Raw genomic sequence first — 15,600 nt, 5'->3', positions numbered from 1 at the left:
GGGCCGGCTCAGTAATTGGTGAGGAGCGTGTTGAGCACCCGGGCGCCGAACTTCAGCGAATCCACCGGAACCCGCTCGTCCACGCCGTGGAACATCCCGGTGAAATCGAGATCGTCGGGCAGCTGGAGGGGAGCGAAGCCGTAGCCGGTGATACCCAGCCGGCTCAATGACTTGTTGTCCGTGCCGCCGGAGAGCGTATAGGGAAGCACTTTCGCCCCCGGATCCTCGGTGTGCAGGGCGTCGATCATGGAATCCACCAGGTTTCCGGCGAACGGGACTTCAAGCGAGACGTCGCTGTGCACGTAGCTGACCTCGACACCGGAACCGGCAAGCTCCCGCACGACCTCCAGCACGTGGTCCTGCTGGCCCGGGAGCGTCCGGCAGTCCACCAGGGCCTCGGCCGATTCGGGGATGACGTTGTGCTTGTAGCCGCCCTTGAGCAGCGTGGGATTGGTGGTGTTCTGCAGGGTTGCCCCCACAAAGCGCGCCACGGTGCCGAGCTGGTCGAGCAGGCGGTCCGGATTGTCCGGATCGAACTCCACACCCGTGAGTTCGGTCACGCCGTCCAGGAACTGCCGCGTAGTGGGCGTCAGCTCAATCGGCCACTTGTATTCGCCGATCCGGGTTACCGCCGCAGCCAGCCGGGTGACGGCGTTGTCCGTATTGATCTGGGAGCCGTGGCCAGCCCGGCCGTGCGCCACCAGCCGGAGCCAGGAGATGCCCTTCTCAGCCGTCTGCAGGAGGTAGGTGCGCTGCCCGCCGATGGTCGCCGAGAAGCCGCCTACCTCCGAGATGGCTTCAGTTGCGCCTTCGAAGAGCTCGGGCCGCTTGTCGACCGCGTAGCGGGCCCCGTACTCACCGCCGGCTTCCTCGTCGGCGAAGAAGGCAAAAATAATGTCGCGCTTGGGCTTGCGCCCGGATCTGGCCAAATCCCGCATCACAGCAAGGATCATGGCGTCCATGTCTTTCATGTCCACGGCTCCGCGGCCCCAGATGAGTCCGTCTTTGAGCTCCGCACCAAAGGGATCCACCGACCACTGTTCACGCAGGGCGGGCACTACATCGAGGTGCCCGTGCACCACCAACGCGCTGGCGGACGGATCCTCACCGGCCATCCGGGTCACAACACTTGCGCGGCCGGGCGCCGACTCGAAGATCTCGGCTGCGAGGCCCACTTCTTCAATCAGCCCGGCCGTGTATTCCGCGGCCAACCGCTCCCCCGGCCCCGAACCGTCACCGTAGTTCGAGGTATCTATCCGGATAAGTTCCTGGCAGATCCGGACAACTTCATCCTCGGCACGGATGTCAGACATAGAAACTCCTTGGGCAGTGGGAAGGCTGCAAACAACCTGCGTTCTCGTGTGCCCTCAGCCTACCCATCAGCCCCGATTCCATGTTTTCGGAAAGTTCGTGTTAGAGTTTTTCTCGCTGCTTCGGAGAAAAGCGAAACGCTGAAAGGCGGAAACGATCTCCGAATTACCACCTGCGCGGGTGGCGGAATGGCAGACGCGCTAGCTTGAGGTGCTAGTCCTCGAAAGGGGGTGGGGGTTCAAGTCCCCCTCCGCGCACAAATGGGAAAACCCCTGAAATCCACGGATTTCAGGGGTTTTTTCTGTTTCCGTCGACGGCCTAAGCTGGAGCCGTGAATCCAACCCCGCCGCCTGGCCCGCTTGAAGTCGTCGTCCACTCCGGGCCGGCCGACTGGTGGGTAATCCTTGCCGGGCTTGGCCCCTTGGCTGTCCTGATCGCGGCCCTGCTGGCCTTCTACATCAACTGGCGCACCCTGGCCCAGCGCACGTCAGCCGATAAGACAGCGCTGGACCAGAAACGCGAAGCCGACGAGCAGGCGCTCCGGCAGAAGACCGAGGCGGACAGCCGGGCGGAATGGTGGCGACGCACCCAGTGGGCCCTGGACCGGGCCCTGGATCAGGATGAAGGAACCAAGGCCTTGGGGCTTGCGACCTTAAACGTCCTCGCAGGCAGTGAGCTGGCCCGTGCCGAGGAGCTTGAACTGTTCGACGCGGCGTGGGAGTACGTGCCTGGCGGGGACGATAGTGACTGGACCGTGAGCGCAGGGTCCCCTGAACACAAGGACGTGCACGCACGCCCGAATGCCGCCTCTGCGCCGGACAGGAAGGTCACCCCTGCCGAGCACCGGGTTCAGGTGGCGGCCGCCCGGCTGCGCGTGACGCTCGACGAGCGACTGGGGCGGATTACCCCGCCTCAGACCACGGCCTTGGCTAAGGACCTTGACTAGGTCTCGCGGCTCGGCCGCCGTGCGCTGACTTTTAGCCCCGGGCACCATGGTGCCCAATGTCACCCGACGCCGATCCCAGCGGGTGTCCGCACGGAAATATTGGCGCCGCAGAGAAATTTTCTTGCCAGGCTATTGGGGAATACCCGCCGGATGCTGTAGGTTGCATACGCGACAGACGAACCAAAGAAAAGAGATACACCTAAGTGGCAACCGATTACGATGAACTTCGCTCCGACGTCAAGGAGTCGCAGGACAACTCACTCGAGGCACTGCAGTCCGCCAATGCTCCGGACGCCCGCAGCGTCGTCCTCGAGCTCGATGAGGCCGACGGGCTGGATGGCGCCGGCGTTCCGGGAGGCGAATTCGTTGCCGAGGAATTGGTCGTGCAGGTTATCCCGCAGGCTGAGGACGAGTTCACGTGCTACTCCTGCTTCCTGGTCCGGCACCGCTCCCAGATTGCGCGGCAGAAAGACGGACACAGCTACTGCACTGACTGCGAAGGCTGATTCAAGAAACCCGGATATTCTTCCGTGGCGGCCGTGTTCCGCCAGCAGGAAGTTAAGGCACGCCCACGTTTAGTAGGCGTGCCTTTCCGGTTAACAGGCTCGAGTAACAGGCTCGAGCTGACCCGCTTAGGCGAGACGGCTGCGGACGATCTCGCTGACAGCCTTGCCGTCGTAGCGTCCGGCGACTTTGGCCGTGACAGGCTTCATCACGGCGCCCAGCTGACGCATTCCGGGCTCTACGCCTTCGTTCCGCAGCCCGGCAATGGTCTCGTCAACAATCGCCTCGACTTCGGCTGTTGTCAGCGGCTGCGGCAAGTACGCTTCTATGATTTCGGCCTCGGCGATCTCGGCCGCGGCCCGCTCGGATTCTCCGGCTTCCATATAGATCCTTGCGGTGTCACGTCGCTTTGCAGCCTCCTTCTGCAACAACGAGGTCACCTGGGCGTCGTCCAGGACAATGGGCGTCTTTCCCGACTTCTCCCGTGTTTCGATCTCGCCCAGGACATTGCGCACCGTGGTCAGGGCGGTTTTGTTCCGCTCCTTCATGTGCACCACAACATCAGCGTGCAGGCGTTCCTTCAAAGTGGTCACGGCATTCCTCGATTCCTTGAGCGCCGCAGGGCGGCAGGACAGTGGTGAACCATCCCTCTAGTACCGTAGAGGGATATGGCTGACAATCACTACTCCCGGCGCGGCGGGAAACGACCTTGATTCCCGAGCAATTGTGGCAACGGATCGTTGAAGCCTTCAGCCGTGCCGCCATCCCCCAAGTCACGGTGGCCGAACTGGCTGTGGTGCTGGCGCTGGCAACTGCATTGTCCATCCCCCGTGCCACCTGGAAGTACTTTGGGCTCCTGGCCACCGCCACGCACGAACTCGGCCATGCTTTCGCCGCCGTTATGAGCGGCCAAAGACTGAGCGGGATCCGGCTCCGGTTGGACCACTCAGGCATAACCACCAGTTACAGCCGGGGCAGGGCCGCCGCCGTCTGGTCCGGATTCTGGGGCTATCCTGTACCTGCCCTGACCGGCGCTGCCCTGGTCACCTCCGGTTTTGCCGGCTGGGGTCCGGCCGCCTTGGCCACAGGCACCCTTATCCTCCTGGTTTCGCTCGTGTTCATCAGGAACTTCGCGGGGCTGCTGATCACAGGCCTTGCCGTCGCAGGCGGCGGGGTGTTGGTCCTCGTTGTGCCCAGCAGCTTCACCTGCCATGTTGCAGTCGTGCTTGGCGTGGCCCTGCTTGTGGCCGCCGTCCGGGATCTCGCGAAGCTCACCAATGTGCACCTGCGGCGCCGTGACAGGCTGGCCAGTTCCGACGCGTATATCCTGTACCGCGCAACGTCCATACCCTCCGGCATCTGGATCGCGCTCTTTGTCGTCGTTATTGCCGGCTCCTGGCTGGTCGCCTGGCAGCCCATCTCGGCAATCCTGGCCGCCGGAGCCTAGGCTGGTCCGCATGAGCCAGGAATTTCCGAGCGGGCCGCAGGCCACGAATGCCACCGCTGCCGACAGCACGCACACCAGCACCGGGCACAGCACCTTGGGCGCATATGTGACCGGCGGTGCCGAGTTCAACCGGGACACGAATTACATTGAGGACCGGATCACCCACGACGGCCGTCCCGGCGTCAACGGCGTGCCGGGGTGGCCAGTGGAAGCTGGCCGGTACCGGCTGATTGCGGCGCGGGCATGCCCGTGGGCGAACCGGGCCGTGATTGTGCGTAGGCTCCTCGGCCTGGAGGACTCCATCTCCCTTGGCCAGCCCGGCCCTACCCACGATGCCCGGTCGTGGACTTTTGACCTCGATCCGGGCGGGGTAGACCCTGTGCTTGGCATCGAGCGCATCCAGAGCGCCTATTTCCGGCGCTTCCCGGATTACCCGCGCGGCATCACGGTGCCAGCGATCGTTGATATTGCCAGCGGCGCGGTGGTCACCAACAACTTCCCTCAGATCACCCTGGACTTTGCCACCGAATGGACCCGTTTCCACCGGGTCGGGGCGCCTGACCTTTACCCGGAACACCTCCGCGCCGAAATTGACTCCGTCAACAAGCGCGTCTTCACCGAGGTCAACAACGGCGTCTACCGCTGCGGCTTTGCGGGCTCCCAGGAGGCCTATGACTCGGCCTACACCAGGCTGTGGGCCGCGCTCGACTGGCTCGAGGAACGCCTCACCGGACAGCGGTACCTCGTGGGTGACACCATCACGGAAGCGGATGTCCGCCTGTTCACTACCTTGGCCAGGTTCGATGCCGTCTATCACGGGCATTTCAAGTGCAACCGGCAGAAGCTGACCGAACTGCCGGCCCTGTGGGGCTACGCAAGGGATCTTTTCCAGACTCCCGGTTTCGGAGACACGATCGATTTTGTCCAGATCAAGCAGCACTATTACATCGTCCACGAGGACATCAATCCCACCCGGATGGTGCCGCAGGGTCCTGATCCGGCGGGCTGGCTGGAGCCCCATGGCAGGGAATCACTGGGCGGCCGGCCGTTCGGTGACGGCACTCCCCCGGGGCCGGTGCGCCCCGGCGAAGAAGTTTCCCCCGGCCATGGAGCGGCTTAGGATCGGGAAAGCGCTTTCTAACCGGTTAGGCTAGCCCCATGCAGAAATCTTTTGGCTTTGCAGCACCCGGTTATGAAGGCGTTTTGGATCTGTTTGAGGCCCTTCTCGCCGCGGATCCGCAGTACAGCGCCCAACTGGCGGCCTACCGGGACGGCGTGAAGATCGTGGACCTGTCCGGCGGGCCCCACATCACCGCCGATTCCGTTACGGGGGCGTATTCAGTTTCCAAGGGCGTGGCGGCGCTGGTGATTTCGCTGCTCGTCCAGGGCGGGCTGCTGGACCTTAACCGGACGGTGGCGCACTACTGGCCCGAGTTTGGTTGCCATGGCAAGGACCGCTTGCTGGTGCGTGAAGCCCTGTCCCATCAGGCCGGACTGGTGGGAGTCGAGGGAGGCATCGCCCTGGACGAATTCACCACCTCCCTGGCCGCGGCAAGGTTGGCAGCGACAAGCCCCGCATGGCGTCCTGGCAGTTGCTTCGGATATCACGCCCTCACCATCGGAATCATTATGGAGGAACTCTGCCGGCGGGTCACGGCAACCAGCCTGCAGAGCCTCTATGACCAGCGCATCCGCACGGCCTACGGCATCGACTTCTTCCTGGGACTGCCCGAAGAGCTGGAACCGCGCTACCGTGACGTCCTCTACGACGTCGATCCTCTTCAACCATGGCTGGATCCGCTGAGCCTGGATGGGCTTAACAGCAACGCGGCAGTCAGCACAATCATGGAACTTCCCAATCAACGGGCCGTCCGCGCCGCGGGGATGAGTGCCGCCGGCGGTGTGGGTACGGCGGAGGGCCTGGCCAGGCTCTACGCCGCGGCCATCACCGGTGTGGACGGCCGGGACCCCTTGTTGACCCCTGAGACCGTCAGCGCCATGTCCCAGGAGCAGGTGTGGGGCCTGGACCGCCTGTCCGGACTGGACAACGCCTTTGCCGTGGTCTTTATGAAGCCACACGTGTCGCGGAATTTCGGCAGCCACCGCGCCTTCGGCCACGAGGGAGCCAACGCTGCGCTGGGGTTCGCCGATCCCGCGTACGGCCTCGGCTTCGGATACATCCCGCAGCGGGCGGAGGACGGACGCACCCAGGGCAAAGCTCATCGGCTGGCTGCGGAGGTCCGGCGGGCGGCGTCGGCCTTGTCCTAGTACACGGGTGCACCTAGTGTGGGGCTGATGGGTGACACTCAAACGCAGCCGCAGGGCCGGCCCTCCGCTGGAACCCGAATCCTGCGGAATTCGGTGGCCGGTCTCTCGTCGGCATTCACAGTACAGCGCCTGCAGCTGGCGGCGAAGGCAGCTCTGGCCGCCGGCCTCGCTTTCGCCATTGCTCCCCTGATGCCAGGATCCGCTGCCGACTATCCGTACTACGCGCCGCTCGGCGCCCTGGTGTCGATGTACCACAACGTGGCCGGATCCTTCCGGCAGGGTCTCCAGGCGCTCGTCGGACTCGCTCTGGGTATCGGGCTCGCCTTTGCGCTGGTCAGTGTCGGTGATCCGTCACCGCTGTCTGTTGCGGTCGTTATGGGACTCGGCGTGCTGCTCGGCGGTCTCCCCCGCATCGGCTCGGGCAGCGATTGGATTCCGACGGCGGCGCTGCTGGTCCTGCTGGTGGGGGGAAGCAACCGGGACGACTTTTCCTTCGGCTACCTCATCCAGATGGGCGTCGGCGTCGTAGTGGGCATTGCCGTCAACTTCCTGGTCTTTCCTCCCCTGCACTTCAACGCGGCGGCCACCAGCCTGGGCAAACTCCGGCTGGCCCTCGGGCGGCAACTGACTGACATGGGAACGGCCCTGACTGAAAAGTGGCCTCCCGAGCATGAGGACTGGTCCCGCCGGTCGACCGAGCTGGCCGAAGCAGCCAGCACGGTCCGCCATCTCGTGCAGGAGGCTGATGCGAGCCGGCGCGCCAATCCGCGGCGGCGGCTCCATCCTCGCGATGTGGATCTCGACTACCGCAACCTTCGTGACCTGGAGCGGGTGACGTTCCACATCCAGGACATGACAGAAGTCCTGTCCGATGTCATCTGGACAGACGACGCACCTTATACGGTGCCTTTCAACGACAGTGCGCCCCTGGCCGCGGCCATGACCGCCACAGGCGAACTCCTGGCCTCGTTCGACGGTGAGGATGAAGCCGACCAGCGGCGGCTGTTCGCTGCCGCAAAGTCGGCGGTGGAGGCCGGTATGGCAACGGTTGCGGAGCGGGCCCAGGAGGATTCGGCCGTGACAGCGTCCGGGTCCATCCTCCTGAGCCTGCACCGTGTCCTCAGGGCTGTGCGGCCGGCGTCCTAGATCGGTGCCACGGAGCCGCTGAAGTGGCGGCGGCCGGAGCGGGGGTTCCACGCCACAAATTCGGCCCGCTGCCAGCCTTCGCCAGGCGTCTGTGCCGTGGTGATATCCAGGGCGGTGATAGCCAAGGCAACGCGGGCAGGAAGGAACACCGGAGCCTCGAACGTGACATCCCACGTGAACGCTTCGCCCTTGGCCGGCCCGACATCCGCGAGGGCCCTCGAGGCAAGGTACATCCCGTGTGCGATGGAGCGGCGCATGCCCAGGGCCTTGGCAGAAAGCACGCTCAGGTGGATGGGGTTGAAGTCTCCTGAAACGGCGGCATACGCCCTTCCCGTGTCGACCCCCAAATGCCAAATCGCGGTGGGGTCCGGAGGCGTGAAATCGGCCTGGCCGTTGTGGGGCGTTGGCTTGTCGATGCCGGGGAGGAACACGCCCTTGGCCAGGTAGGAGGAGCGCCCGGTCCACTTGATGTCCGGCGTATCCGCGCCGCGGATCTCTGCCACAACGTCAAGTTGCGTGCCGGATCGGTGGCCCCGGAGGTTCTCAACCCTGGCCTGGATGTCCAGGGATTCCGTGAAGAGCACCGGCGACCTCTGCTCCACATGGTTGCTGAGATGGACCATGCCCAGGAGTGGCAGCGGGAAATCGTCGCGGTTCATCACACTCATGGCCAGCGGGAATGCCAGTGCGTGGAGGTATCCGGCCGGCAGAGTGTCCCTGGCAGTCAGCCCGATGAGGTGCTGGTAGGCGGTGAGGTTGCCGACGTCGGCCCTTACCCCGCGCACTTCGTGGCTAGTGACCGGAAGGTTTGATCCGTTGTGCGTGCCCAACACGCGCCGCCGCGCGGTCTGCGCGGCGGCATTGACGTAGAGCTTGGACAGGGACGGCATCTCCCCCAGGATGACCGGCTGGACAGTACTCATGCCCCCACCAGGTTCTGTCCGCAGATCCGCAGCACGTCGCCGTTGATGCCCCCGGCGGCGTCGCTCGCCAGAAAGGAAATTGCCTCCGCGACGTCGGACGGTTGGCCACCTTGCTGCAGCGAATTCAGCCGCCGTCCCACTTCGCGGACGGCAAACGGGATCCGTGCTGTCATGTCTGTTTCGATGAAACCGGGCGCCACCGCGTTGATGGTCCCGCCGTTCGCCGCCAGAAGGGGCGCAGAAGCGCGCACCATACCCATCACGCCGCCCTTGGACGCCGCGTAGTTGGTCTGGCCGCGGTTGCCCGCGATGCCGCTGGTGGATGCCACCGAGACAATCCGTGGTGAATTACGGAAGTGTTCGGAAGCAAGGAGCGCTTCGTTGATTCTGAGCTGGGCGGCGATGTTGATGTTCACGACGGAGGTCCAGCGACCGTGGTCCATATTGGCGAGCAGCTTGTCCCGGGTAATTCCTGCGTTGTGGATGACGATGTCCAGGCGGCCGTGACGCTGCACGGCGTGGTCGATGATCCGCTGGCCGGCATCTGCGCGGCTGATGTCCAGTTGAAGGGCCGTGCCGCGGACTTCGTTGGCGACGGCGGCCAAATGGTCCCCGGCTGCCGGGATGTCTACGAGGACCAGGATGGCCCCGTCCCGGTGGAGGGTCCGGGCAATAGCCGCACCGATGCCGCGGGCGGCGCCGGTGACCACGGCAACCTTGCCGGCGAGCGGCTTCTCGAAGTCCGGGGGCAGGTGGCCCTGCTCGGTTGCCACAGTCAGGAACTGGCCATCCACAAATGCCGACCGGCCGGACAGAAAGAACCGAAGGGCGGCCAGGGCGCTGGGGCTGGTGCTCTGGACACCTTCTGCCAGGACGATGCCGTTCGCTGTTGCGCCGGCCCGGAGTTCCTTGGCAAGCGACCGCAGGAAGCCATCGACGCCTTGCCGGGCAGCCGACTGTGCAGGGGACGCGGTTTCGGCGGCCGGCCGGGAGATGGTGATGACGCGGGCGCTGGGGCCGAGATCACGCAGTGATGCCGCGGCGGACAGCACAGGCTTTTCAAGATCCTCGGGCCGGGTCAGCTCATCCAGGGCCAGAATGATCGCGCCAAGTTTTTCGCGGGGCACCGCGTGGCGCCGGACGTCCAGGTCCCAGGAGAGCAGCCTGGCGGCCAGTTCGTCGGCACCGGCGGTGTTGCCCTGGACGAGGACGGGGCCGGTGACCAGGGGCTGGCCCGGCTTGAAGCGGCGCAGCACGGCAGGCTGGGGCAGGCCCAGCCGTTTGGCGATGTTCTTGCCCACGCCCTGGTTGACGAGCGTGGTGTATTTATCCGTCATCCGGTACCCCTAGAGTGCTTCGAGTATTGCGACGACGCCCTGGCCGCCGGCGGCGCAGATGGAAATAAGTCCGCGCGCAGGCCTTCCCTCGACGGTGCCTTTGGCCTGCAGCATCTTGGCCAGCGAGGCCACGATGCGTCCGCCGGTGGCTGCGAACGGGTGGCCCGCGGCCAGGGAGGAGCCGTTGACGTTCAGCTTGGTGCGGTCGATGCTGCCGAAGGCACCCTCAAGTCCCAGCCGGGTGCGGCCGAACTCATCATCTTCCCAGGCGGCCAGGGTGCTCAGGACAGTCCCGGCGAAGGCTTCGTGGATCTCAAAGAAGTCGAAGTCATCCAGCGTCAGTCCGTTGCGGGCCAGCAGCCTGGGGACCGCAAACGCGGGAGCCATAAGCAGTCCGTCCTTGCCGTGGACGAAGTCCACGGCGGCAGCTTCACCATCCACGACGGTGGCGAGCTTCGGCAGGTCATGGGCATCAGCCCAGTCTTCGGATGCGAGCAGGACCGTGGAGGCCCCGTCGGTCAGCGGTGTGGAGTTTCCCGCCGTCATGGTGGCCTCGGCGCCGAGGCTCTTCCCGAAGACGGGCTTGAGTGTAGCCAGCTTCTCCAATGTGGTGTCCGCCCTCAGGTTTGAGTCCTTGGCGAGGCCTCGGTATGGCGTCAGGAGGTCATCGAAGAATCCTGCGTCATACGCGGCGGAAAGGTTGCGGTGGCTGTTGAAAGCCAGCTCATCCTGCGCCTCGCGCGAAATGTTCCATTGCGCGGTGGTCAGCGCCTGGTGCTCGCCCATGGACAGGCCGGTGCGTGGCTCCCCCGTATTCGGAGCATCGGGGGCCAGGTCCCTGGGCCGCAGGCGGCTGAGTACCTGCAAGCGCTGGGGCAGTGTCTTGGCGCGGTTGAGGTCCAGGAGTATCTCGCGGAGGCCTTCGCTGACAGCAATGGGGGCATCCGACGCCGAGTCGACACCACCGGCGATGGCGGAATCGATCTGGCCCAGTTTGATCTTGTTGGCCAGGCCCAGAACCGTTTCGAGGCCGGTGGCGCACGCCTGCTGCAGGTCGTAGGCGGGGGTTTCCGCCGACAACGCCGAACCCAGGACTGCCTCGCGGGTGAGGTTGAAGTCGCGGGAGTGCTTGAGTACGGCCCCCGCCGCAACCTCGCCGATCCGCTCATCCTGGAGGCCAAACCTGGCGATAAGACCATCCAGTGCGGCGGTGAGCATGTCCTGGTTGGAAGACTTTGTGTAGGCCCCGCCGGACCGGGCAAACGGGATCCGGTTACCACCCACAATTACGGCCCGGCGGACTGGACGCGCCGCGCCGGAAGTCGTGGGGCTGGCGAATTCGTGGGGTCCGGTGCCGGACTGTCCATTGACGGACATGGGTGACTCCTCTGATCTGCGACGGTTACCGATACCCAGCGTACCTGATACGCTGAGTATCGTGAACAACCTCCACGCAGAAGTCCCGACGCCGGCTGCCGGCGCAATTGCCGACGGCCGTTCGGCCCGCTGGCAGACCCACCGGGAGGAACGACGCCGGGCGCTCATCAAGTCCGCACGCCGCGCGGTCCACGCGCTGGGCAGCGATGCCTCCATGGAGGAGATTGCAGCGGCCGCCGGCACCTCAAAGTCGGTCTTCTACCGCTATTTCGGCGATAAGGCAGGACTTCAGCACGCCGTCGGGGAAGTTGTCCTGAGCCAGATGCAGCGCAAGATCCGCGAAGCGGCGCAGGGTGCCCAGACTCCTCGGGAAGGGCTGCTGGCCATGATTTCTGCCTATCTCCAGATGGCGGAAACCAGCCCCAATGTCTACAGTTTCGTCACCCGCTATGCGCCGGTGGATGCGGACAGCCACCCGGGATCGGCGGCCATCTCGGGAGCCCTTGGCCACTTCTTCGATTCCATCGCAGAGATGATCGCCGCGCCAATGCGGACCCACCTCGGCGAAGGCAAAGAAGCGGTGATCGGCTACTGGCCCACGGCGGCCATCGGCCTGGTCCGAAATGCCGGTGAGCAATGGCTCAGCACGCCGGCTTCGGCGGCGAAACCGGACCAGGAAGCCATGGCCCGCCAGGTCACGGCCTGGTTATGCGTGGGGATCGCCCCCGAGCTTAGCCCCGCCAGCGCGGCATGATTCCGCCCCAAGAACCTCACACCCTCCTGTCAGAACCAACGAAGGACATTGACATGACCGAAGTAGTGGACCGCCCCACCGGCCCGGACGCCGCCGTAACGAATACAGCCGTAGCTAATGCCGCCGTAGCGAACACAGCCGCTGCGGGCCCAGCGGTCACCAGCCCCAGCGCCAACTACGGCTCGGCTGTGCAGCCCGCCGTCGACGTTGCCGCCCTCGGCGAGCAACTCCTGGGCAAATGGGCGGACTCCCGTCGCCAATCCCGCGCGCTGGCCAGTGACCCTGCACTGCACAAAATTGAAGGACTGACGCACACCGAACACCGGACGCGAACCTTCGGCCAGTTGAAGTACCTCGTGGACAACAGCGCCGTACACCGGGCCTTCCCGTTGGCACTGGGCGGTTCCGATGACCACGGCGGCAACATCGCGGCCTTCGAGGAACTGGTCACCGCCGACCCGTCCCTGCAGATTAAGGCTGGTGTCCAGTGGGGCCTCTTCGGCTCGGCCGTGATGCACCTGGGCACGCAGCAGCACCACACCAACTGGCTGCCAGGCATCATGAGCCTGGAGATCCCCGGCTGCTTCGCCATGACGGAGACCGGCCACGGTTCCGATGTGGCCAGCATCGCCACCACCGCGACCTACGACGTCAAAACCCAGGAATTTGTGGTCCATACACCGTTCCGCGCTGCGTGGAAGGACTACATCGGCAATGCAGCCATCGACGGCCTCGGCGCCGTCGTTTTCGCCCAGCTCGTGACAAATGGCGTCAACCATGGCGTGCATGCCTTCTACGTTGACCTCCGGGACCCCCAGACCAAGGAGTTCATGCCCGGGATCGGTGGCGAGGACGACGGAGTCAAGGGCGGCCTCAACGGGATCGACAACGGCAGGCTGCATTTCGACAACGTCCGCATCCCCCGCACCAACCTGCTGAACCGCTACGGCGATGTGGCACCTGACGGGACCTACACGTCGTCCATTGCCAGCCCCGGCCGCCGCTTTTTCACCATGCTGGGAACTCTCGTCCAGGGCCGCGTGTCATTGGACGGCGCGGCCGTGGCGGCGTCGAAGGTCGCCCTGACAGCAGCCATCCGCTACGCCACCGAACGGCGCCAGTTTAAAGCGTCGTCACACACTGACGAAGAGGTCCTCCTGGACTACCAGCGCCACCAGCGGCGCCTGTTTACCCGGCTGGCCACGACGTATGCCGCGGGCTTCGCGCACGAGCAGCTCCTCCAGAAATTCGACGACGTCTTTTCCGGCGCCCACGATACTGACGAGGACCGGCAGGATTTGGAAACCCTCGCCGCAGCCCTGAAGCCGCTGAGCACCTGGCATGCCCTTGACACCCTGCAGGAATGCCGCGAGGCGTGCGGCGGCGCCGGCTTCCTGATCGAAAACCGCTATGCCTCCCTTCGTGCGGACATGGACGTCTATGTCACGTTTGAGGGCGACAACACCGTGCTGCTCCAGCTTGTGGCCAAGCGCCTCCTGGCCGACTATGCCAAGGAGTTCAGGAATGTCGATTTTGGCGTCCTTGCACGCTACGTGGTGGCCCAGGCAACGGGCGTGGCGATCCACCGCACCGGCCTGCGGCAGGTGGCACAGTTCGTCGCCGATACCGGATCAGTCCAGAAGGCTGCCATTGCGCTCCGGGACGAGGAAGGCCAGCGCGCCCTCCTGACGGACCGCGTCCAGACCATGGTGGCCGACGTCGGGGCGGCCCTGAAGGGCGCCAACAAGCTGCCCGTCGAAAAGGGGGCAGCCCTCTTCAACCAGCACCAGAACGAGCTGATCGATGCTGCCCAGGCCCACGCCGAGCTCCTGCAATGGGAGGCGTTCACGGCGGCCCTGGAAGACGTCACGGACCCCGGCACCAAGCGGGTCCTGACCTGGCTGCGCGACCTGTTCGGCCTGTCGCTGATCGAGAAGAACCTGTCCTGGTACCTGATGAACGGCCGGCTCTCCATGCAACGGGCACGCACCGTGGGTGATTACATTAACCGGCTCCTGGTCAAGATCAGGCCCCATGCCCTGGACCTTGTGGACGCCTTCGGGTACGGCGATGATCACGTGCGTGCGGCGATCGCCACCGGTGCCGAGAAGACCCGGCAGGACGAGGCCCGCGCCTACGTCAGGGCACAGCGGGCCAGCGGCAACGCACCCGTCGACGAAAAAGTGCTGCTGGCGCGCACGGCTACCTCCCGATAAAGCAACGCGAGGTCACTTCAAGCCCCTCCGACGCCCCGGAATGGGCACGTTGTGACCCCGCGTTGGATCAAGCGTTTTGTACGAACGACGGCGCCAATCCCCTCGGTGGGGGCGGCGCCGTCGTGCGATGTCTGGTCACTAGTGCTGCTGTTCCTGCCGTCCGTCAGGAAAGCACTGAGCGGTAGACCTCGAGGGTGGTCTCGGTGATGGAGTCCCAGGAGAAGTGCTCCTCCGCACGGCGGCGGCCGGCCTGGCCCATAGCACGTGCCCGTTCGGGATCGGACACCACCTCGGTCAGAGCGGCGGCAAATTCCGTCACGAACTTCTCCGGATCAAGCGGCGTGCCTGTACCGTCGGTGACCTGCTCCAGGTCCACCAACAGGCCCGTCTCGCCATGCTGGACCACCTCGGGAATGCCGCCCGTAGCGCTGGCCACCACGGCAGCACCGCAGGCCATCGCCTCGAGGTTGACGATGCCCAGCGGTTCATAGATGGACGGGCAGGCGAACGCTGTGGCGTGGCTGAGGACCTGGATGAGTTCGTTCCGCGGCAGCATCCGTTCGATCAGCACGACGCCGGTCCGCTGGCTCTGCAGCTCCTCGATCAGGCGTGCAGTTTCTGCGGCGAGCTCGGGAGTATCCGCCGCCCCAAGGCACAGCACGAGCTGCACATCGGCCGGAAGCTTCGCGGCTGCACGCAGGAGGTAAGGCACGCCCTTCTGGCGCGTGTTGCGGCCGACAAACACCACGCTCGGCTTATCCGGATCAATGCCCAGGGCGCGGACGGCGTCCTGGTTTTCGTCGCGCTGCCACAATTCGACGTCGATGCCGTTGTGGACCACCCTGACTTTGGCAGGGTCAACGTCCGGGTAGCTGCGAAGGATGTCCTGGCGCATGCCTTCCGAAACGGCGATGATCGCTGCTGCCGCCTCGTAGGCAGTTTTCTCGACCCAGGAGGACAATGCGTAGCCGCCGCCAAGCTGCTCGGCCTTCCACGGCCTCAGGGGCTCCAGGCTGTGGGCACTTAATACGTGCGGGATGCCGTGGAGCAGGGACGCCAGATGGCCGGCCATGTTCGCATACCAGGTGTGCGAATGGACCAGATCGGCACCTGCCACGTCCGGCACGATCCGCAGGTCCACCCCGAGCGTCTGGACGGCGGCGTTGGCCGAGCCCAGGTCTTCGGGAACGGAATAGGAGGTCACCCCGGCACCGTGGTAATCGGCGTCGCGGGGTGCCCCGAAGGCACGAACTTGCAGGTCAACATGCTTACTAAGCACCCTGCTCAATTCGGCCACGTGGACTCCGGCGCCTCCGTAGATCTCGGGCGGGAACTCTTTAGTCACAATGTCTATTCGCACGTTACCCAAGG

14 protein-coding genes and 1 tRNA gene are annotated in these 15,600 nt (G+C 64.9%); 9 read left to right on the top strand and 6 right to left on the bottom strand.

Annotated features, from left to right (window positions below):
• Positions 1–8: 8 nt before the first annotated feature.
• The gene (locus NG698_RS02520) at positions 9–1,313 is read right to left on the bottom strand and encodes a M20/M25/M40 family metallo-hydrolase (RefSeq protein ID WP_252598820.1); all 1,305 of its coding nucleotides are present in this window, start codon (positions 1,311–1,313) and stop codon (positions 9–11) included.
• Positions 1,314–1,485: 172 nt separating this feature from the next.
• Between NG698_RS02520 and NG698_RS02515 the strand changes: the two genes are divergently transcribed.
• The 3 genes from NG698_RS02515 (at position 1,486) to NG698_RS02505 (ending at position 2,763) form a co-directional block, all read left to right on the top strand.
• Positions 1,486–1,568: transfer RNA gene (locus NG698_RS02515), tRNA-Leu, on the top strand.
• Positions 1,569–1,642: 74 nt separating this feature from the next.
• Entirely contained in the window at positions 1,643–2,257 is a 615-nt protein-coding gene (locus tag NG698_RS02510) for a hypothetical protein (RefSeq protein ID WP_252598819.1), read from the top strand.
• Positions 2,258–2,460: 203 nt separating this feature from the next.
• Positions 2,461–2,763 (top strand): DUF4193 domain-containing protein, encoded by a 303-nt coding sequence (locus tag NG698_RS02505; protein WP_056339942.1) that lies wholly within the window; start codon positions 2,461–2,463, stop codon positions 2,761–2,763.
• Positions 2,764–2,889: 126 nt separating this feature from the next.
• Here NG698_RS02505 and NG698_RS02500 read toward each other — a convergent pair whose 3' ends face one another.
• Positions 2,890–3,354, bottom strand: coding sequence for a GatB/YqeY domain-containing protein (locus NG698_RS02500; RefSeq protein ID WP_252598818.1), 465 nt, complete (start codon positions 3,352–3,354; stop codon positions 2,890–2,892).
• A gap of 116 nt (positions 3,355–3,470) precedes the next feature.
• Here NG698_RS02500 and NG698_RS02495 point away from each other — a divergent pair, with 116 nt between their 5' ends.
• The 4 genes from NG698_RS02495 (at position 3,471) to NG698_RS02480 (ending at position 7,622) form a co-directional block, all read left to right on the top strand.
• On the top strand, positions 3,471–4,208 hold the full coding sequence (locus tag NG698_RS02495; protein ID WP_256470726.1) for a M50 family metallopeptidase: 738 nt from the start codon (positions 3,471–3,473) through the stop codon (positions 4,206–4,208).
• A gap of 10 nt (positions 4,209–4,218) precedes the next feature.
• Positions 4,219–5,328, top strand: a complete 1,110-nt coding sequence (locus tag NG698_RS02490; protein ID WP_252607959.1) for a glutathione S-transferase family protein — start codon at positions 4,219–4,221, stop codon at positions 5,326–5,328.
• Between the two features lie 38 nt (positions 5,329–5,366).
• Positions 5,367–6,476: a serine hydrolase domain-containing protein gene (locus NG698_RS02485; RefSeq protein ID WP_252598816.1), complete on the top strand. Its 1,110-nt coding sequence runs from the start codon at positions 5,367–5,369 to the stop codon at positions 6,474–6,476.
• Positions 6,477–6,569: 93 nt separating this feature from the next.
• On the top strand, positions 6,570–7,622 hold the full coding sequence (locus NG698_RS02480) for an FUSC family protein (RefSeq protein WP_252598923.1): 1,053 nt from the start codon (positions 6,570–6,572) through the stop codon (positions 7,620–7,622).
• On the opposite strand, the gene NG698_RS02475 is transcribed toward NG698_RS02480, so the two are convergent.
• The 3 genes from NG698_RS02475 to NG698_RS02465 are packed head-to-tail and all read right to left on the bottom strand — an operon-like array spanning position 7,619 to position 11,259.
• On the bottom strand, positions 7,619–8,545 hold the full coding sequence (locus NG698_RS02475) for a MaoC family dehydratase (RefSeq protein ID WP_252598815.1): 927 nt from the start codon (positions 8,543–8,545) through the stop codon (positions 7,619–7,621). The genes NG698_RS02480 and NG698_RS02475 overlap by 4 nt on opposite strands.
• On the bottom strand, positions 8,542–9,882 hold the full coding sequence (locus NG698_RS02470; RefSeq protein ID WP_252598814.1) for a 3-oxoacyl-ACP reductase: 1,341 nt from the start codon (positions 9,880–9,882) through the stop codon (positions 8,542–8,544). The genes NG698_RS02475 and NG698_RS02470 overlap by 4 nt, the downstream gene beginning before the upstream one ends.
• A gap of 9 nt (positions 9,883–9,891) precedes the next feature.
• The gene (locus NG698_RS02465; protein ID WP_252598813.1) at positions 9,892–11,259 is read right to left on the bottom strand and encodes an acetyl-CoA C-acetyltransferase; all 1,368 of its coding nucleotides are present in this window, start codon (positions 11,257–11,259) and stop codon (positions 9,892–9,894) included.
• Positions 11,260–11,320: 61 nt separating this feature from the next.
• On the opposite strand from NG698_RS02465, the gene NG698_RS02460 reads away from it, so the two are divergent.
• Both NG698_RS02460 and NG698_RS02455 read left to right on the top strand, forming a co-directional pair.
• Positions 11,321–12,013 (top strand): TetR/AcrR family transcriptional regulator, encoded by a 693-nt coding sequence (locus NG698_RS02460; RefSeq protein ID WP_374209896.1) that lies wholly within the window; start codon positions 11,321–11,323, stop codon positions 12,011–12,013.
• Positions 12,014–12,066: 53 nt separating this feature from the next.
• Positions 12,067–14,229: an acyl-CoA dehydrogenase family protein gene (locus NG698_RS02455; protein WP_252598811.1), complete on the top strand. Its 2,163-nt coding sequence runs from the start codon at positions 12,067–12,069 to the stop codon at positions 14,227–14,229.
• A gap of 163 nt (positions 14,230–14,392) precedes the next feature.
• On the opposite strand, the gene glgA is transcribed toward NG698_RS02455, so the two are convergent.
• Entirely contained in the window at positions 14,393–15,589 is a 1,197-nt protein-coding gene (glgA, locus tag NG698_RS02450) for a glycogen synthase (RefSeq protein WP_058932487.1), read from the bottom strand.
• Between the last annotated feature and the right edge of the window lie 11 nt (positions 15,590–15,600).

Source organism: Pseudarthrobacter raffinosi (assembly GCF_023913735.1).
GTDB lineage: Bacteria > Actinomycetota > Actinomycetes > Actinomycetales > Micrococcaceae > Arthrobacter > Arthrobacter raffinosi.
The sequence above is the reverse complement of the archived record's forward strand: the minus strand, read 5'-3'. Positions and strand labels throughout refer to the sequence as shown.

Bases quoted from the DNA above. Each gene is read 5' to 3' on its own strand.
- NG698_RS02520 (WP_252598820.1), bottom strand. From the start codon at position 1,313: ATGTCTGACATCCGTGCCGAGGATGAAGTTGTCCGGATCTGCCAGGAA.
- NG698_RS02490 (WP_252607959.1), top strand. From the start codon at position 4,219: ATGAGCCAGGAATTTCCGAGCGGGCCGCAGGCCACGAATGCCACCGCT.
- NG698_RS02485 (WP_252598816.1), top strand. From the start codon at position 5,367: ATGCAGAAATCTTTTGGCTTTGCAGCACCCGGTTATGAAGGCGTTTTG.
- NG698_RS02475 (WP_252598815.1), bottom strand. From the start codon at position 8,545: ATGAGTACTGTCCAGCCGGTCATCCTGGGGGAGATGCCGTCCCTGTCC.
- NG698_RS02470 (WP_252598814.1), bottom strand. From the start codon at position 9,882: ATGACGGATAAATACACCACGCTCGTCAACCAGGGCGTGGGCAAGAAC.
- NG698_RS02465 (WP_252598813.1), bottom strand. From the start codon at position 11,259: ATGTCCGTCAATGGACAGTCCGGCACCGGACCCCACGAATTCGCCAGC.
- NG698_RS02455 (WP_252598811.1), top strand. From the start codon at position 12,067: ATGACCGAAGTAGTGGACCGCCCCACCGGCCCGGACGCCGCCGTAACG.